The organism is Thalassobacillus sp. CUG 92003, assembly GCF_013618635.1.
Lineage (GTDB): Bacteria > Bacillota > Bacilli > Bacillales > Halobacillaceae > CUG-92003.
Map to the genome: position 1 here is coordinate 208,216 of NZ_JABLSJ010000001.1, position 19,444 is coordinate 227,659.

Consider the following 19,444-nt stretch of genomic DNA (forward strand, 5'->3'; position numbering starts at 1 on the left):
TATAGAAAATTTCTATAATTTAGAATTTTTTGTGGGGGTGGCTATATAAGCCTGACCAAAACAATCCGCCCTATAGACAGCAGTAGAGCACTCTTCCAACACATAGGACATGGGTATGCATCATGTGGTTGGCAAGCTGTTAGTCAGATGTCAATGGAATGGTTTTAGGAGGGTTTAAAAAATTTAAAGGGGGTTCTTATGGATGAAAAGGTTTAATTATTTGTTGGGCTTAGCGTTCTTATTAGTAATTGTTGGATGTAGCTCAGGCGAAGAAACCGGTGGAACGGCAGATGGTGAGGTTTCTGGTGAAATAACCGTATGGGTGCATCCGTTCACGGATGGCAGCGACGAAGAGAGTGACATGTGGGATGAGGTTGTAACATCTTTTGAAGAAGAGAAAGGAGTAGATGTCAATTTAGAGCAGATTCCTTGGAGCAACAGGGACCAGAAGATTTTGACGGCACTTGCTGCTAATAACGGCCCCGACGTTTTTTATGCGATTCCTGATCAAATGCCGCAATACGCGGATGAAGGAATGCTGCTTGAATTAGATCCATACTTAGAAGATATGGATATGGACGACTTCGTCGATACATCTCTTGTTTCTACTACTTGGCAGGATAAAACTTATGGGTTACCTATCTTACAAGAAGCATATACACTTTTTTACAATAAGGACATCGTAAAGGCGATCGGTGAAGACCCAGAAAGTTTGCCGACGACCTGGGACGAGTTTGAAGAGTGGTCTAAGAAAGCGAAAGATGAAGGTTACTATGCAATGAGTTATCCTGGCGGAGGTTCCATGAACGGTACAATTTATCCATGGATTTGGCAGGCTGGCGGTGACATCATTACCCAAGATGATGAAGTGCTTATCAACTCACAAGAATCAGTGAAGGCATTTGAATTTATTAACAGCATGTATGAAGACGGTCGAATTCCTGAGGATTCTATTACTGCTAAGGAACATAATGCTCTTTGGGATAACGGAGAGATCATGGCGACTCTTGGTTCTGGTATCACATTATCGAATCTGTTGAGTAAGGATGTCGTTGATTTTGCTATTGGCGAACCTCTCAAAAATGAGGAAAAAGTAACCTATGGTACTACCGGAATGTTCGTTGTCCCTTCCAATAGTGATAACAAGACTGCAGCGGCGGAGTTCGTCAAGACTATGACGAACACAGAAAATCAGCGTAAATTCAATAAAGTGACTCAATATATTCCGACACGGAAATCGGCACAAGATATCTTCGATGATCAGGAATATATAGGTCAGCTTGCCGAGTATACGCAGTATGCGCTCCCCGGTGTTATACACCCTATCGGCCGCGACATTATGCCTGCTATCCAGGCAGAAGTCCAGACGATGATGGAAGGAAAGAAAACACCTCAGGAAGCTGCTGATGCTGCTGCAGAAGCAATCGAAGCGGATCTCAATAACTGATACTACAAAAAAACAGAGAATGATGGCTGTGTTCACGGGATAGCTGCGTTCTCTGTTCTTAATTTACCTACGAAATAAGGTGATTACACTGGATGAGAAATTAACGATGCGAATAACAAAAAGAAGTAATCTATCCGTAAAGGAACGTTTGAAGAGGGAATGGAATCGAAATGCGATTGTTTACATTTTTTTGGTTCCAGCGCTAATTCACTTTCTTATATTTCAAATTTTTCCCTTTGGGTTCAGTTTTGTCCTGACATTTATGGACTGGAATGTTATTGGAACTTCTGAATTTGTCGGTTTGAAGCATTGGTCGGCATTTTTAAGCGATAAACTTGCCTGGAAAGCTATTTGGAATACGGTGTTATTTTCCATTTACTATATCGTTCCCACAATGGCTTTGGGCTTAATACTAGCTCTAATTATTAATAGCGGAGTCCGCTTTTCAAATGTATTTAAAGGGATATTTTTCCTTCCTGTTGTCACATCTTTTGTCATAATTGCAGGATTATGGGGATGGTTGTTCAATGGGACGCAAGCAGGTATGGTCAACTTCGTCTTAGGATTTTTCGGAATAGAAACACAGCTGTTTTTGGCTGATTCAGGCCAGGCACTGATGGTTCTTGCAGGGTTAAGTATCTTTAAAGTGAGTGGAAGTACGATGATTTACTATTTTGCTGGTTTGCAGTCCATTCCGAAGCAGTTATATGAAGCAGCTCGAATTGATGGGGCCTCCAAGATAAGGATATTCTGGCAGATTACTTTCCCTTTATTGAAGCCAATTCATTTTTATGTGGCGATCATCACAACAATCGGCTCTTTTCAAATTTTTGACTCGACCTTCTTGCTGACAGGCGGGGGGCCAAATTATTCTACCACCACAATTGTCTACTATCTATATGAGCAAGGGTTTACGAGTCTAAACTTAAGCTATGCTGCGGTTCTATCCTATGTATTGTTTTTCATCATACTGACTATTTCACTAATTCAGAGAAAATATTTAGGTAAAGACTCAGCTATTTATTAAGTCTGATTGTGTCTGAAAAGGGGAGAATGTTGGTGCAAAAGAAAATTTTAAAGTATATCGCTTTATCATTACTAGCGTTTGTATTTTTAATGCCATTTATCATTATGGCTTTAGGTTCTTTAAAAGAGGTTCAGTATGCCCAGGTAGATCCGTTATTTTGGATACCGGAAGAACCATCATTGGTCAACTACATTAATATTTTTGAAGATGGAATGTTCCTGCGGTGGATATTCAACTCCGTAGTCATCACCATTGTTCCTGTCGGAAGTCAAATGCTGCTATGTGCAGTACTAGGTTATATATTTGCAAAAAAGCAATTTCCAGGAAGAGAAATTATTTTCTGGATATTCATGGCAGTCATCATGATTCCCCAACAATTATTGATTATCCCAAAATATATAATGTTTGCCGATTTCGGATGGATCAACACGTACTGGTCCTTAATAGTGCCAGAGTTGTGGGGCATCATGGGGGTTTTCCTGGTTCGGCAATTTTTGCAGAACATTCCTAATGATCTGGAGGAAGCGGCGCGTATGGATGGGGCCAATGATATCCAGGTATTTTTTAGAGTCATTTTACCGCTTTCTGTACCAGTAGTTGCTACTGTCGGGACATTTTCGTTCATATCCAATTGGAATGACTTATTCCAGCCTCTTATTTATATGACGAAAGAAGAAATGTTTCCGGTTACGGTAGGTCTCGCTTCCCTTCTTGGTAAAGAAGGTAATTTCGGTATCGAAATGGCTGGATCGACGATATCTTTTATTCCAACGTTTATCATATTCCTGTTTTTCCAGCGCTATTTTACAGAAGGTATTCAAATGTCCGGCTTAAAATAGCATCGGGATTATGTCTAGGATTTTACTGATTGATTTCAAATAGGATGCGTTTCCTTAACAAAATACTCATTGAGAAAGGAAGACAATGGAATAAGGGTGATGTCATTTTCCATCGGTAAGCACCTATTCTGCTTTCTCTTCTTCTACGATGAACGAAAGGCGATAGATCCGACGGGGTCTTCCTTTATGTGTTACTTTTTCTTCACCTATAATATCGACCAATTCAGCATCCATCCATTTAAGCAATATGCGGTGAGCGCTCCGAACGGTGATTTTAAGTGTAGAAGCAAGTTCCTGAGCTGTGTAATCATATTTTTTATAGCGGGAAACGCGAGCCATCAGTTTGGTCATATAAGTTGCTGACATACCGGCTTTTCCTGCTTTATCCAAGAGCTGAGCATCGGTGATGGATAAATCATAACGCTCATACTGGGTGTGTGTCGTAATATCGACAGGACCGAGGACACTTCTGTCTTCCCGGACGATGTAGCAGACATTTCCTCCAAGTCCTTTAGACTGGCGAAGTGCCAATCGAGCATGATTCCCAGCTTCTGCAGCAGAACTGCCGAACCCAACACCGATACTTAAGGTGATCCCTATTTTGCTTTTCGAATCCTGAAGTAGCGGGATAAATTTATAACCCCTTGTTTCACGTTCGAAAATACCGCGAGTCGTGATGAAGGAATATTCTTCACCCCCGAGGTTGATTAAGTGACCATCTAGCTGTTTTATATAATCTAACAGCATCTGTTGTATTTGTAGCTTTAACAGCTGGACATCATGTTCGGAAGGGTATTTCTCAGTAACTTGTTGAAAATGATCGATATCAATTAGACCAAAGACGATTTGGGATTCTTTATTTTGTCGCGTTCGAGTGGCGAGTAAGGCCCGTTCTAAGGAAACAGTAATATCCTGGTGAGTTGGTGTCACCCATTCATGAGGGACGTTCATTTCGATTAGTTTTTTAGAAACATCCTGGATACCTGTCAATGGAATGGCTTGATTTTCTGTATGATTTTGCATGTGAAAATCAATGATATCACTTATCATGACGTGACTATTACCAGAATGGAATATATTGTAATCGTAAGACTGTTCATTTAGCTCAAACAGGATCTGCTGTACATATTTTTCGTCGATGGTGTCTATGGATAATTGCTTCCATTCATAGTTATTCTTAATTAAAAATAACGATCTGTAGAGCCCTGTACCCATCAGTGGAATATAGTGGACAGGAATGGAGAAATCTAACAATTGCTTTGCCAAGTAATATAAATGATACTCCGTGAACATTAATACATCTACATCGTCCATTAATTCCTTGGCAACATCGGTGACCACTGTAGCGGGGGTTACCGTACAGAAAATTGGAGTGAAGTTTGGAAATGATTTTAGAGTTTCCTTAATTTGATTGATTAAAGCATCTGGACCAATGACCCCGATTATGATTTCCGATGTACCTTTATCAACTTTTGGGAAATTCATTTCATCATCTCCTATTAATAGACTTATTCCAGACATGTCTCTAAATGATATCTTCGTTAATAGTATACCGATAATTCTAAATTGTCAAAATATTATCACTTGACAAAGGGTTGCGAAAAGAAATCAGAAGTCGGTAATAAAGACTCTTTTAAGACTTGTCTTTTAATAACCCTGTTTCTAGAATGATAGATAATCAATTTTTATAAATTTCAAAAAAATTAATAGCCGAAGGGAAAATTTCAATGAATAGGAGTGAGGAAATGAAAACGATATCAGAATTAGAAAATTTTATGACAAGACCCTCGAATGAGTTGAAGCGAGATTTAGCAAAACTGGATGGAGATATAATGGTCTTAGGTGTTGGCGGGAAGATGGGCCCTACGTTGATGAGAATGATAAAGAGGGCACTCGATGAAATAGGAAGCGACAAACGAGTTATTGGCGTTTCCCGATTCTCTAAAGGAAATTTGGAAAAAGAGCTGCAAGGATATGGAATGGAAACGATTGCTGCTGATTTACTTGATGATCAAGCACTACATTCTCTTCCAGAGGTCAAAAACGTTATTTATATGGCGGGCAATAAGTTCGGAACCGTAGGAAACGAACATTTTACATGGGCCATGAACACTTATTTACCAGGGAGAGTTGCTGAAAAATTCAAGGACTCTCGCATCGTTTCTTTTTCCACTGGAAATGTTTATCCGTTGACGCGGATTTCCAGCAGTAATTGCTCGGAAGACACGCCTGTGAATCCTGTCGGTGAATATGCACAATCTTGTCTTGGAAGAGAGCGTATCTTTACTTACTTTTCCCACAAAAACAACACCCCGATGCTCATGTTCCGATTGAATTATGCTATTGATCTTCGCTACGGCGTATTACTGGAATTAGCAAAACAAGTGAATGAAGGGGAAGCAATCGACTTAACGATGGGAAATGTGAACGTCATCTGGCAAGGTGATGCGAATGAATATGCTGTGCGTTCTTTGCTCCATTGTGATTCCCCGCCGGAAATACTAAATATTACTGGTCCTGAAACATTATCGGTCCGGTGGGTTGCGGAAGAATTTGCGAAACGTTTTAACAAAAAAGCATTATTTATCAACGAAGAAGATTCAAAGGCACTTTTAAGTAATGCTTCTAAAGCTCATCGTTTTTTCGGTTACCCAAAAGTCTCAGTGCAGGAGATGATCAACATGATCGCAGTCTGGGTACAAAGCGAAGGTTTGACATTTAACAAACCCACCCACTTCCAAGAACGTGAAGGAGCTTTTTAAATGATGAATCCAGTAATCAAAGAGAAGTTGCACCAGGGAACCGTTATTCCAGCACACCCATTAGCTTTAACCAGTGAAAAAAATCTTGACGAAGCTGGTCAGCGCGCTTTAACCCGTTATTACATGGAGGCTGGAGCAGGAGGAGTAGCGGTGGGGGTGCATACAACCCAATTTGAAATACGTGATCCAGAGATAAATTTGTTTGAACAAGTACTTCGATTAGCTATGGAAGAAATCAAAGCTGCTGGTAAGGAAAGTTCCTTCATTAAAATTGCTGGAGTTTGCGGTCCGGTTCAGCAAGCGGTTAAAGAAGCGACACTTGCCAAAGATCTCGGTTATGACCTTGGGCTATTGAGTATGGGAGGTCTTGACGATTTAACAGAAGATGAGCTTATCAACCGCACTGAGAAAGTCGCAGAAATACTACCTGTTTTCGGTTTTTATTTACAGCCGTCAGTGGGCGGGAGAGTTCTATCCTATGAGTTTTGGCAAAGGTTTGCTGAAATTCTAAATGTGCATGCTATCAAAATCGCTCCTTTCAACCGTTATCTTACACTTGATGTAGTAAGAGCAGTTGCCTCTTCACAACGGAACCAAGAAATTGCCCTGTATACAGGTAACGATGACAATATTATCAATGACCTGCTTACAATATTTAAGATCCAGACAGCAAGCGGAGTTGTAGAAAAGAAGTTTGCAGGAGGGCTTCTAGGTCACTGGTCGGTCTGGACCAGACGAGCAGTCGAACAGTTCAAAGAAGTTAAGAAAGCTCAGGATCAAAAATCGATCCCGAGTGACCTTTTAACTATTGGGCAAGATGTTACCGACGCAAATGCAGCATTTTTCGATGCAAACAATCAATTTCAAGGCTGTATAGCAGGGATTAACGAGGTGCTTACACGTCAGGGAATTTTGCAAGGGAATTGGTGCCTTTATGACAAAGAACGATTGAGCCCTGCCCAATCTGCTGAAATCGATCGTGTCTACGAGCAATATCCTCATTTAAATGATGATGAGTTTGTACGAGCGAATTTGGATAAGTGGTTAAAAACTACCAAGAAAGTGTGAGGATGTAATGAGACAAGTATTCGCAATCAATAAACATGCTGCAATAGAGGAAACGCCTGTTCCTGAAATTAAAACGGGGTATGTTCTTGTCAAGACCATGCATTCCATCATTTCTCCTGGTACAGAGGCGACTATTATTGATAATAGCATGGATAAAAAAATACCGTTAGGATACAGTGCCATGGGAGTGGTTGAAGCCTGCGGGAATGATGTCGAAGATGTAGGGGAAGGTGACCTTGTTGCCTGTTATGGTGCTCCTTATGTCCAACACGCGGAATATCTACTCGTACCAAAAACGTTGTATTCCAAAGTTCCCGACAATGTGAATCCTAAGGAAGCAGCACTCGCTGGTATCGGAGCAATCGCCATTCATGCGCTTCGTGTTGCGAAACTTGAATTTGGAGAAACCATTGTCATAGCAGGGCTTGGCCTGTTAGGTCAAATGATTGCAAAAATCGCAGATGCTGCTGCTTACAATGTGATTGCCTATGATATCCATAAACAGCGGGTCGATATGCTCCAAAAGGAAACCAATATTAGCAGTTTTTCAGAGCGGGGAGCTTTAGAGAAAGAAATTCACTCTAACACATGCGGACACGGGGCAGACGCTGTTTTGCTTTGTGCAGGAGGTAACCAGTCCCCGCTTACCGATCAGAGCCTACATTGGATTAGAGATAAAGGAAAGGTAGTCATCGTCGGAGACATTGAACCGAATTTTCCAAGAGCCCCCATGTTTCGTAAAGAAGCTCAGGTGCTCATTTCTAGAGCAGGGGGAGCTGGACGATATGACCACATCTACGAAAAACAAGCCACCGATTACCCATATGGATTCGTGCGCTGGACAGAAGGAAGGAATGTGGCAGAATATCTTCGGTTGGTAAGTGAAAAACGAATCAACGTCCTCCCTTTCTTAGACAATGAAATAGATTTTGAAAAAGCGGCATCCGCTTATGAAGAATTACAGGATAAAAATTCCACTGTACTAACCAAAATCATCAACTTTTAATGGACCATTATGTGGAGAGCTCCACTCCCATAAGAGTACTTCAGCATTTTATCGACTGTGTATACTCGTACACTCGGGTGACACCCATTAGCTGAGGAAGAACTAGAGTATGAATACTATAAAGGTGTAAAGAATCTATGACTCTTCGGAGACTCAAAAAGATATACGCATTGCTGAACTTTGAAAGGAGTTAATTTAATCATGTTAAAAGTTGGAGTCATTGGAATAGGATCCATAGCCCAGTTCCATATCGAACCTTATCAGACCAATGCCAAGGTGGAATTGGCAGCCTTATGTGATTTGGATGGAAAACGACTGAAAGAAAAAGGGGAAAAGTACCAGGTTGGCCAGTTATATACGGACTATCACGATCTCTTGCAAAACCGAGAGATCGATGCGGTAAGCATTTGTACATGGAACAATTCCCACGCTGAAATTGCAGTGGCAGCACTTGAAGCCGGTAAGCATGTTTTAGTGGAAAAGCCTCTTAGTATTACAGTAGAGGAGGCGCTCACTGTACAGGAAGCAGCAGAACGATCGGGGAAGACCGTTCAGGTTGGATTTGTAAGAAGACATGGAAATAATTCAAAATTATTAAAGGATTTCATAGACCAAGGAGAGCTTGGGGAAATTTATTATGCGAAAGCCTCATGTTTACGGAGGCTTGGCAATCCTGGAGGCTGGTTCAGTGATCTATCCAAGTCAGGTGGCGGACCACTGATAGACTTAGGCGTCCATATGATTGATATCTGTTGGTATATGATGGATCGGCCGCGTCCTGTATCGGTAAGCGGTAATACTTATAACAAATTGGGAAACCGTAGTCATATAAAAAACCTATCATTCTACCAAGCAGCCGATTATGATCCATCCCTCAATGATGTTGAAGACTTAACGAATGCATTGATTCGCTTTGAAAATGGCAGCTCTTTATTAGTCGATGTAAGTTTTACATTGCAAGCTTTGAAGGACGAATTGTCCGTGCAACTCTTTGGTGATAAGGGCGGAGCAGAAATCGAGCCTGAGCTTGCTTTAGTGACTGAGAAGAATAACACAATTTTAAATGTGACCCCCCAAATCGATAACCTCACATTTGATTTTTATCAAGCTTTTCAAAATGAAATCAACCATTTCGTGGAGTGCTGTTTAGAAGGCACCGAGAATATTGCTCCTATCTCTGATGGAGTCGAATTGATGAAAATGTTAAATGCTGTGTATGAGTCTGCAAAAAGTGGGAAGGAGGTTTACTTGTAGGTGAGTACCACACATGCAGATATAGTTGTAATAGGCGGTGGGTTAGGCGGGTGTGCTGCAGTTCTTTCTGCGTGCTCTAAAGGTCTTCGAGCCATTTTACTGGAAGAAACTGAATGGTTGGGCGGGCAGGTCACTACCCAGGGGGTGCCACCCGATGAACACCAATGGATAGAAGAGTTTGGCTCGACCAAAAGGTACAGGAATTACCGGGATAAGGTCCGTGATATATATAAGCGGACGATGCGGATGAATGATTCTAGCGAGCCGCTGAACCCGGGAGGTGGTCTGGTCAGCAACATCTGTCACGACCCTCGAGTCACGCTCCACGTTTTGAATGAAATGCTGCTGCCCTTTACCTTGACTAACCAACTCGTTATTAAACGTTGTACACGTGTTGACCGTGTGAAGCGCAGTGGAAAATCTGTTCAAGAAATTGTTTTGGATTCTGGAGAGGTTCTTCAGGCACCATTTTTCATTGATGCTACAGAGACAGGTGATATATTACCACTTGCAGATATTGCATATGTAACAGGAGCAGAGTCGCAAGCAGACACGGGTGAACCTCATGCGTTGGAGGTTGCTGATTCAGACGATATCCAAGCGTTTACCTATGTTTTGGCCATGGAAAACCGAGAAGGAGAAAACCATGTGATAGACAGGCCAGAAATGTATGATTTCTGGCGGGAATTTCATCCGGATATTTGGCCAGATAAATTACTGAGCTTGCATGCACCCCATCCAATTACTAAAGAAAAGCGGGCATATACCCTCTTTCGCGAGAAAGAAAGATTCCCGTTATGGGAATACCGGCGGATGTTTGATGCTGCGCTGTATGAAACTCCGCATCAAGCCGGTGATATTACGTTAATGAATTGGCCGCAAAATGATTATTTTCTTGGTAATATCTATGAGGTACCTGAAGAGGAAAAAGAAAAACATGTATATCGAGCAAAGCAGTTGAGTCTCTCCTTATTATATTGGCTGCAGACAGAACTCCCACGGTCTGACGGAGGCAAGGGATATGCTGGGTTGAAGCTGCGATATGATGTATTCGATACAGCGGATGGTTTAGCCAAATGTGCTTATATCAGAGAATCGCGGCGTATTAAAGCAGAGTATTGTATCACGGAAAAAGATGTTTCCCCTGATTTTAATGAAGGAAATGCTGGGAAACTCTACCATGATCGTGTCGGAATTGGGTCTTACAGTATTGATCTGCATCCCAGTATGACAGGGCGCAATTATTTGGATATCAAGGCACTGCCATTTCACATACCATTAGGTGCTCTGATCCCAAAAGACATCGAAAACGTGTTAGCTGGCTGCAAGAATATCGGTACTACCCATATAACCAACGGCTGTTACCGTCTGCATCCGACAGAATGGAATGTAGGAGAGGCGTGTGGAGAACTGGTGTATTTTTGTTTAGCAAATGAAACAACTCCGAAAGTGGTACGGGAGGATGATAGGTTATTGTTAAATTTTCAAAGTGAACTGAGGGCAGCAGGTTTTGAACTGGAGTGGCCCGACGAATTTTACTGATTGAGACATTTATAATGAAGCACATCAAAATTGAGGAGGATACCGGTGAAAATAAGTGTAAGCATGTATAGCTTAGCTTCCAGTATTAATGAAGAAAAGTGGGATATTGTTGATTTTATCGCTTATGCCGACAGCATAGGACTTGATGGAGTTGAACTCTTGGATATTTATTGGAAGGATAAACAAAATAAGCAAGCTGAACTAACACAAGTCAAAGAAGCTTTAAACAAGCATGATTTACTAGTATCTGCCTATGATGTCACCAATAATTTCGTTAAGGACTCCCGTGTAAAAAGAACAGAAGAAGTAGAAAAAGTGAAAGATGGTATCCGAGTTGCCAAGCAGTTAGGGACTGATATTGTCCGTGTTTTTTGTGGCGATCTAAGCGGTGATTTGACCTATGAGGAGGGGCAAGGTTGGATAGTAGAAAGTTTAAAGGAATGTGCTACTCTTGCTGAACAAGAAAAAGTCTATTTGGCCATTGAAAACCACGGCCTGCTTGCCGGTAAAAGTAAACAAGTGGAAGATATTATCCGGAAAGTAAACAGTCCTTTTGTAAAATCCACATTCGATACGGGGAATTTTTTATTGGTTCATGAAAAACCATCTGAAGCTTTTGACCGGTTGAAACAAGACATTATTCACGTTCATTTCAAAGATTTCCGTAAGAAGACATCGAAAGAATTGGTTAATGGTTTCAAGTCGTTAGAAGGAGTGGAATTGTACGGGACGATTCCCGGGGATGGCGAAGTAGATCTTTTCTATATTGTTAATGGCCTGATTAAACAGGGCTATGACGGCTGGTTGTCTATCGAATATGAAGGCATGGATGATGCCAAAGAAGCTAATGAAGAAGCGGTAAATCGTTTGCAGAGATTGTTGATGTAGGAGGTGCGTGGTGTGATGAAAGTTATCTATAGCAATCTGGAGAAAATCGATTTTAAATCCACTATTAGTGAGGTTGAACTATTAAATGTACTCGATGTACAAGCATTAGATAAAGATAAGGATAAAACAGTCATAGTATCTGCTGATAACAAGAAAATCGATCAACTACCAGGTACTCCCACCGTTTATATCCCGTACGAGAGCCTTCCAGAAAATTATCGGGGGAAGGATAATGTGCACGTGTATTTCGATCTTGAGCTTTATCCTTTCTTCGAAAAAGTAAAAGAAGTCTTTTTAAGTAAGAACAAAGGTGTATTTCGTTTTAGGAGGCACGTAGGTCAACATCAAACGGAATCGATTATTATAGAAGATATGTTTGTCATGACAAGTCTTCTTGGTAAACCGGAAGATGTCGAGGTAATTCATTCTAAAAAAGAGGTCAATCCGCAGCATACGATTGTTACTATTCTTTTTAAGCAGGGTACAATGGCTCACATGGAATATACGTTCTCTGGGCAGGAACGTTTAGAGCTGGAGTGGAGCGGGATGAAGAGAATAATTGAGTTCGACAGTGAAGAGATGACACCCATCACCCCAAAACACCACACCTCGTTGCCCCTTACCTATTCCGTCGATGCTATTTTGTTTGGCTCACATCAACTGGATGCAGCGTTGGCCGCTCAGTTGGAATTTTTGAAGGAACTCATAAACGGAGGTGCTGAGGCATGAAAATCGGTATGATGAGTTTCGCGCATATGCATGCTTATAGCTACGCAGATGGGCTGATGAAATTGTCGGATGTCGAATTGGTCGGCATCTTTGATGACGATAAAGTACGGGGCAAAGAAGCTGCCAAGAAATATCAAACAGAGCATTTTTCCGAACAATCCGATTTTTTAAAAGAGGAAATGGATGCGGTCATTGTTTGCAGTGAAAACATACGTCATAAAGAGATGGTGCTGAATGCAGCTGAAGCCCAAAAGCACATCTTATGTGAAAAGCCGATTGCCACCACCATAAAAGACGCGAAAGAAATGATTCACGTTTGTGATAAAAACGATGTTATATTACAAATCGCATTTCCTGTTCGTTTCAGTTCACCAATTCAACAACTGAAACAATTGATTGACAATGGGGAATTGGGCGAAATTGTCGCCTTCCGCACAACGAATCGTGGTCAGAACCCTGGTAGCTGGTTTATTGATCCAGTACAGTCTGGCGGCGGAGCAGTGTTGGACCATACCGTACATATGGTTGACATTATGCGCTGGTATTTAGGGAAAGAAATAACTTCTGTACAAGCGTATGTGGATTCATATTTTCATAACATTGACATCGATGACGCTGGAATTATGACCTTGGTGTTTGATGGAGGGGTGATTGCCTCCCATGATTCCAGCTGGTCCAGGTTTACTGAGTATCCTGTGTGGGGTGATGCCACTATTGAGGTGATCGGGACGAAACAAACGGTGAAAGTCGATGCATTTAAAGAGCATCTTCGATTGTTCACTAGTGGAGAGAAATCATTAACCCATGAATTCTATGGAAATGATATGGACTTTGGTCTAATTCGTGATTTCATCGAGTGCGTCAAAGAAAAGCAATCGTCGATAACGGGTTATGACGGCTTGAAATCTCTAGAGGTGGCTTTAGCCGCTTATCAGTCAAGTGAGCAGAAAAAAACAATAAAACTGTAAAGATAAATCGGGGACTTGGTAATATAGATGCCCAAATTACCTGCCAAGTAGGAGTTGAAAGATATGTTCACAATTGGAGTTGATATCGGAGGAACAAAAATAAAGATAGGTTTGCTATCAGGGGGACATCTTGTTAAAGAAAAAACGATTGAAACACCTAAAGAAAACGTAATAAAAAAATTGACCACTGCAATAATAGAGGTCGCGCAAAAGGAATATATTCAGGGTATTGGGGTAGCTTCTGCAGGTATTGTCGATATGGAAAAGGGTTTGATCCAACGAGCTGCTAACCTGCCTGTTTTAGAAGGTGTTCCAGTTAAATCCATTTTAGAGGAAACCTTTCAAGTTCCGGTAATTATCGGGAACGATGCCAATTGTGCAGCATGGGCTGAGGGGGAGATAGGTGCTGCACAATCGGTGAACAGCTTTATCTGTGTAACGCTAGGAACAGGGATTGGGAGTGGAATCATTCTTAATGGTGAACTCGTCCAAGGAAAAAATGGTTATGGTGGGGAAGTCGGTCATATGACTATTATTCCAAATGGATTGTTATGTGGCTGTGGGAGAAGAGGGTGTTGGGAGGCATATGCTTCCGGAAAGGCATTAGAAGGAAAAATAGCTGAAAATGAATTATTGTCAGAAAAACACTACCATCCTAAAGAGTTATTTAAACAATATAAGCATCAGTCTTCCTGCAAAATAATAGTCGATCACTTTATAGATTACTTATCGATGGGGATAACAAACCTTCAATATGTCTTTGATCCAGAGCGTATTGTGATAGGCGGAGGGATCATAGATTCAGGTGATCAGTGGTGGGAGGGATTTATAAATACGTTAAAAAATAAATCCTCTATACCCATTGATGTACAACGTGCCAGGCTGAACAATAATGCAAGCATGATTGGGGCAAGTTATTTAGCAGTAAAAGAATAGAAAGGGGGAATCCATGTATTATTTAAAAGGTAATATTATTACGGATGGAAAAGTGATGCCTGACCAGATAATAGAAGTCGATGGATGCAGAATAACTGGAGTCGGAGTAAAGAGACAGAACCATGAAGCCCCTATGATAGAAGTGAAAAATGGTTTTATTTGCCCTGGATTCGTTGATATACATTTTCATGGAGTAGATGGGATGGATTTTATGGACGAGGGGAAAGGTGTTTTTCGGGATATTACCACCCACCTGCCGAAATATGGAATCACCTCCTGTTTAGCTACTTCCAGAACTGCCTCCTTACCTGATATCAACGAATTTTTACAAGCTGCTACAAGGTATAACCCTTTAAATCCCGAAGGTGCCAGAATTCTCGGTGTCCATCTAGAAGGCCCTTGGCTCAGTCCAAAATACAGCGGAGCCCAACGTAAGGAACTTATACGTGCGTTAACCTGGTCGGATGTTATAAGCGTAATTGAGCCCTATCAATCTATCATATCAAAAATGACCATCGCCCCAGAAGAAGTTAAAGACCCTACCATCATTCCACACCTCGTTTCACTGGGAATACAGGTGTCAGCGGGTCATACTAACGCAAGCATAGAACAAATAAGAGTGACGATCGAACATGGTTTAAGCCAGCTGACTCACACTTTTAATGCTATGAGTCCTGTGGATCATCGAAGACCTGGAACAGCCGCCGCTGCTTTATATTTTGAAAATCTGATATGTGAACTGATCACAGATGGTGTGCATGTAGAGTCCCGAATGATTGAACTATTGTACAAAATGAAAAGGAAAGAGAACATCGCCCTCATTTCTGATTGCACGGGCTATAACCAATTTCCCGACGGCGAGTTCTTGGAAAGAGGCAAAGAATTGGTGAGGAAAGGGAATGAAGTCAGGTTGAAAAACGGTTCATTAGCTGGCAGCGCCATTACGTTGAATGAAGGGGTCAAACATGCTATTTCTCAGTGTAATATTCCTCTGGCTGAGGCTGTTTTTATGGCGACAGAAACACCAGCTAAAGCTGCTGGGACCGATCTCAAAATTGGTAAAATAAAGCCCGGCTTTCTTGCGGATTTTGTTATCTTGGATCAAGATATGGGGGTTACAAAAACTATTATTGATGGAAAAGTTATGTATTCAAGTAGTATATGACTGTAAGGTTTTTTTTGTCAGGGGTCTTTTCATCATGTATTTCGTGTGAACTGGTCCTTTATACTGTACATAATAAAAGACTCCTGAACGGCGCCTTTATGCTATGTATGTTTCTTTAATCATAAAGCTTTCATTATTCGAAGCTTACGCGTTTTATTATTTAATTTTTGAAGATAGTCTATCCAATATGACTCGTCGAAGTCCAATAATTCCTCCTCACTTACATCGGAGTGTTCGTCATTAATATTGATTAATGCAGTATTAAACGTTTTAACACTCTTGAGGAATTCCACCTGTTTTTGGTCTAAATTCATGCTGTCAGCCCCGTCCAACTCTTTTTCCAGACTTTCAAACGTAAGCATGATATCACTAAGGTGCTGGAGCGCGAGGTTCATTGTTGTATTCCCATTAATCACCGTATTAGCCAAATCACTTAGTTGTATAAAGTCATTTAAGGTTTCTGAATAAGTTGCATGCAGCATCTTTAAATCTTCTTGGGAGATCTGCTGTTTTTCTAAGGCCTGATCAATAACATGATTGTATTGGGACCAATCTCGGATGAAGGTGAAGAACGCATGTTCAACTACATACGTTTCGATATACTCGTGATAGATGTTGCTTTGCTTTTTTAGACCATAAGTGTATGTTGCAAACGCTAATACGAAGACCACCGTTATTCCTATTAAAATTCTTTTATTCGTAAACATAAAAACCTCACTTGAGAAGGATATCAAAAATGAAATAAGCCATGAGTACGGATATTAAAAGCCCTATTACTCCTATTAATAACTGTTGACAAAATGACAATAACCTCACCACCTGCTAGTAATTGTAAAATAAACGAAAATAAATAGCAATATAGTTCTAGGTAATAATTTCTATTATGCCGCAACCTTCTATTTATGATCAAGTAATAGCGAAATGCGTGCCATGCTTCAACAATACCGTGCCAAGATAAAAAATCATTCTCATTTTCTTTGATTTACATTCCGTTATGCTAGATTTCCGAGTCGGACTCACCAGGTTACGATCCAGTTAGCTCGATATTCATGCCGACGCGCTTGTTAGCTATGGTTTATGCCAAATTGAAGACATTCTTTCCAAATTAGACCATCACCGATCCAGTTAAGTTCATCACCATGCCAAAACTAGATGTGTTTAAGCTGAATCGAAGAACTTACATTCCTGAGGTTATTTATGAGCCGGGATAGTGGATTTACATGCAGCCGACAGAGGTATACATTCCGATAACAAAGCTTCAAGATAAAAATATCTATTCTTCATTATCTGTATGCTCAATTGAGAGAGGATCTAAAACATCTCAAACAATGCAGTGTTTGAGATTGAATACCCATTTTGCCGGATAACTCCCTTATAATGGAGTTGGGATTCATCAACAGTAAAAAGGAGGGATGGCATGCTGAATGTAGCATTGCTGAGTAAATGGCATGTCCATGCCGGCGACTATGCCGCTCAGGCAGAAAATCATCCAGAAGTGGCCATCAAGGTCGTCTGGGATGAGGATGTAGAGCGGGGGCGTCAGTGGGCAGAACAATTGAACGTCTCATTTGAACAAGACCTTGAAGCAATCTGGCAAGATGACGCCATCGACGGGGTGATCGTCGATACGCCGACCCGTGACCATACGGACATCCTGCTGCAAGCAGCGGAGAACGGCAAACATATTTTCACCGAAAAAGTCTTGGCCTTCTCTGTCAGAGAGTGTGACCGGATTGCGGATGCAGTCCGAGAACAAGAAGTAGAATTGATGGTCTCCTTGCCAAGGCTTACAGAATCTTATTACTTATACGCTCAAGATGTGATCGATAAAGGCTTGCTTGGAGATTTGACCTCCATCAGATGCAGGCTTTCACATAATGGAGCTGTTCCTACTAGTAGTCATCCTGAAGGGTGGCTCCCTAGTCATTTTTTCAACTTGGATGAAACTGGAGGGGGTGCATTGATCGACCTTGGCGCTCATCCTATTTATCTATTGAATCGTCTTGCAGGACCCCCGGAAGCTGTCATGGCCAGACTGAACTCGTTTTATGACCGGGACGTAGACGATCAAGCTGCCGTGATTGTTGAATATCAATCAGGTGCACTTGGTGTAATAGAAACCGGTTTTACTTCAGCCAGCAGCCCTTTCCAATTGGAACTCTATGGAACTGAGGGAGCATTGATGATTGAAGATGATGAAGTAAGGTTGAAAAGTAGAAAAGTAGACGAAGCAGGTTGGCTTTTATCTGAAGAATTGCCACAAGCACAGCCCATGCCGTTTGAACAATGGGTGGACGCTATATTGAAGCGAGGGGACTCATCCATTTACTATAATGACGCCCGGCAATTGACCTGGATGAATGAGGCTGCCCAGCGCTCCCATGAAACTGAACAAAGAGTCACAAGGAAACAGATGGAAGGGGAATGGACACATGACTGAAAAACTAAAAGTAGGCATCATAGGGGGAGGCGGTATCGCCCAAGGAGCCCATCTGCCGAATTACGTGAAACATCAGGATAAAGTTGAAATCGTGGCCGTAACAGACGTTGTTAAGAAAACGGCGGAAGAATGTGCGGAGCTGTTTTCAGTTCCACATACCTTCACCGATTATAAAACCATGTTCCGTGATTGTGACCTGGACGCCGTAAGTGTCTGCACCCCGAATAAATTCCATGCCGATGCAGCTATTGCGGCATTGGAAGCAGGCTGCCATGTTCTTTGTGAGAAACCGCCAGCCATGAATGTAGCAGAAGCGACCGCCATGGCCGAAGCAGCCAAAAAACACAACAAAATCTTGAGCTATGGCTTCCATTTCCGGTATGCCCCTGAAGTGATAACATTAAAACGGTTTACCGACGCTGGTGAGCTGGGTGGCATCTATGCAGCTAGCATTCGAGCAGTCAGAAGACGCGGAATACCGGGTTGGGGCGTTTTCACAAATAAAGATCTGCAAGGAGGCGGCCCACTAATTGATATCGGCGTTCACATGCTCGATGCCGCCCTTTATCTGATGGACTATCCCGAACCAGAATCGGTTTTCGGTGCCACCTATCAAAAAATTGGCAACCGCAAAGGCGTAGGCTTGATGGGAGATTGGGATTGGGAGTCATTTTCAATCGAAGATATGGCCAGAGGCATGATTCGATTTAAAAATGGCGCCACCATCATGCTGGAGACAGCTTTTGCAGCGAACGTCGAAAAAGATGATGTCATGAACGTTTCGTTGATGGGAGATGAAGGTGGAGCAGATGTGTTTCCACTGAAAATCTATCAAGAAAAGCATGATGCCCTCATCGATGTATCTCCTGCTTATTTACCGAAGAAGGGCTACCATGAGCTCGAGGTAGAAAGCTTTGTGAATGGCTGTCTCACTGGTGAAGCACCGATCAGCACCCCTGAGCAAGGCGTGGTCATACAAAAAATTATCAATGGGTTCTATGAATCTGCTAAAACAGGTAAAGCAGTGAAGATAGATGATTCTGAAGATGAGTCTAAGCTATAGGTGAGGAGCAGGATCGCCCAAATCTAGTCCAATCGCCCAAGTAGAGGAAAAACCGCCCAAGCTGGGGTGAGAATCGCCCAAGGTAGAGGTGAAATCGCCCAAGCCGGAGCCGATCGCCCAAGTCGGGAGCAGAACCGCCCAAGCGTGGCATGCAATCGCCCAAGTAGAGGAAAAACCGCCCAAGTTGGGGTAAGAATCGCCCAAACAGGCGTCGACCGCCCATGTTGGGAGCAGATTCTTCAAAGTTTGAGGTGAAATTATGCACATTCAAACAACGTGTCTCAACGAAAAAGGCGCCTGAGCGGCGCCT

The 19,444-nt window shown here is 41.9% G+C and carries 17 protein-coding genes; 15 read left to right on the plus strand and 2 right to left on the minus strand.

The window, feature by feature from the left end; translation table 11 throughout:
- Positions 1–202: 202 nt before the first annotated feature.
- The 3 genes from HOP45_RS00960 to HOP45_RS00970 all read left to right on the plus strand — a co-directional run bounded on the left by HOP45_RS00960 (position 203) and on the right by HOP45_RS00970 (position 3,313).
- On the plus strand, positions 203–1,447 hold the full coding sequence (locus tag HOP45_RS00960; RefSeq protein ID WP_181346948.1) for a sugar ABC transporter substrate-binding protein: 1,245 nt from the start codon (positions 203–205) through the stop codon (positions 1,445–1,447).
- A gap of 106 nt (positions 1,448–1,553) precedes the next feature.
- Complete coding sequence (locus tag HOP45_RS00965) at positions 1,554–2,474, plus strand: carbohydrate ABC transporter permease (RefSeq protein WP_181346949.1); 921 nt, start codon at positions 1,554–1,556, stop codon at positions 2,472–2,474.
- 26 nt (positions 2,475–2,500) lie between these two features.
- On the plus strand, positions 2,501–3,313 hold the full coding sequence (locus HOP45_RS00970; RefSeq protein ID WP_181346951.1) for a carbohydrate ABC transporter permease: 813 nt from the start codon (positions 2,501–2,503) through the stop codon (positions 3,311–3,313).
- 123 nt (positions 3,314–3,436) lie between these two features.
- Here HOP45_RS00970 and HOP45_RS00975 read toward each other — a convergent pair whose 3' ends face one another.
- Positions 3,437–4,798: a GGDEF domain-containing protein gene (locus HOP45_RS00975; protein WP_181346953.1), complete on the minus strand. Its 1,362-nt coding sequence runs from the start codon at positions 4,796–4,798 to the stop codon at positions 3,437–3,439.
- 260 nt (positions 4,799–5,058) lie between these two features.
- Here HOP45_RS00975 and HOP45_RS00980 point away from each other — a divergent pair, with 260 nt between their 5' ends.
- From HOP45_RS00980 to nagA, 10 genes are all read left to right on the plus strand, one after another.
- Complete coding sequence (locus HOP45_RS00980; RefSeq protein ID WP_181346955.1) at positions 5,059–6,075, plus strand: NAD-dependent epimerase/dehydratase family protein; 1,017 nt, start codon at positions 5,059–5,061, stop codon at positions 6,073–6,075.
- Complete coding sequence (locus HOP45_RS00985; RefSeq protein WP_181346956.1) at positions 6,076–7,143, plus strand: dihydrodipicolinate synthase family protein; 1,068 nt, start codon at positions 6,076–6,078, stop codon at positions 7,141–7,143. It abuts the gene before it with no gap.
- Between the two features lie 7 nt (positions 7,144–7,150).
- Positions 7,151–8,149, plus strand: a complete 999-nt coding sequence (locus HOP45_RS00990; RefSeq protein ID WP_181346958.1) for a zinc-dependent alcohol dehydrogenase — start codon at positions 7,151–7,153, stop codon at positions 8,147–8,149.
- Positions 8,150–8,350: 201 nt separating this feature from the next.
- Positions 8,351–9,403 carry a Gfo/Idh/MocA family protein gene (locus HOP45_RS00995; protein WP_181346960.1) on the plus strand — a complete coding sequence of 351 codons (1,053 nt, stop codon included), beginning with the start codon at positions 8,351–8,353 and terminating at the stop codon, positions 9,401–9,403.
- Entirely contained in the window at positions 9,404–10,945 is a 1,542-nt protein-coding gene (locus tag HOP45_RS01000) for an FAD-dependent oxidoreductase (RefSeq protein WP_181346961.1), read from the plus strand.
- 45 nt (positions 10,946–10,990) lie between these two features.
- A complete protein-coding gene (locus tag HOP45_RS01005) occupies positions 10,991–11,833 on the plus strand; it encodes a sugar phosphate isomerase/epimerase family protein (RefSeq protein WP_181346963.1) in 843 nt (280 codons plus the stop codon).
- A 12-nt stretch (positions 11,834–11,845) separates the two neighbouring features.
- Entirely contained in the window at positions 11,846–12,562 is a 717-nt protein-coding gene (locus HOP45_RS01010; RefSeq protein ID WP_181346965.1) for a hypothetical protein, read from the plus strand.
- On the plus strand, positions 12,559–13,530 hold the full coding sequence (locus HOP45_RS01015; RefSeq protein ID WP_181346966.1) for a Gfo/Idh/MocA family protein: 972 nt from the start codon (positions 12,559–12,561) through the stop codon (positions 13,528–13,530). The genes HOP45_RS01010 and HOP45_RS01015 overlap by 4 nt, the downstream gene beginning before the upstream one ends.
- A gap of 63 nt (positions 13,531–13,593) precedes the next feature.
- Positions 13,594–14,466: an ROK family protein gene (locus HOP45_RS01020; protein ID WP_181346968.1), complete on the plus strand. Its 873-nt coding sequence runs from the start codon at positions 13,594–13,596 to the stop codon at positions 14,464–14,466.
- A gap of 13 nt (positions 14,467–14,479) precedes the next feature.
- Positions 14,480–15,631 carry an N-acetylglucosamine-6-phosphate deacetylase gene (gene nagA, locus HOP45_RS01025; RefSeq protein WP_181346969.1) on the plus strand — a complete coding sequence of 384 codons (1,152 nt, stop codon included), beginning with the start codon at positions 14,480–14,482 and terminating at the stop codon, positions 15,629–15,631.
- Positions 15,632–15,750: 119 nt separating this feature from the next.
- Here nagA and HOP45_RS01030 read toward each other — a convergent pair whose 3' ends face one another.
- On the minus strand, positions 15,751–16,338 hold the full coding sequence (locus HOP45_RS01030) for a hypothetical protein (protein WP_181346971.1): 588 nt from the start codon (positions 16,336–16,338) through the stop codon (positions 15,751–15,753).
- 710 nt (positions 16,339–17,048) lie between these two features.
- On the opposite strand from HOP45_RS01030, the gene HOP45_RS01035 reads away from it, so the two are divergent.
- Complete coding sequence (locus HOP45_RS01035) at positions 17,049–18,071, plus strand: Gfo/Idh/MocA family protein (protein WP_181346973.1); 1,023 nt, start codon at positions 17,049–17,051, stop codon at positions 18,069–18,071.
- Positions 18,064–19,134 carry a Gfo/Idh/MocA family protein gene (locus tag HOP45_RS01040; protein WP_181346974.1) on the plus strand — a complete coding sequence of 357 codons (1,071 nt, stop codon included), beginning with the start codon at positions 18,064–18,066 and terminating at the stop codon, positions 19,132–19,134. Before HOP45_RS01035 ends, HOP45_RS01040 begins: the two co-directional genes overlap by 8 nt.
- Positions 19,135–19,444: the final 310 nt, after the last annotated feature.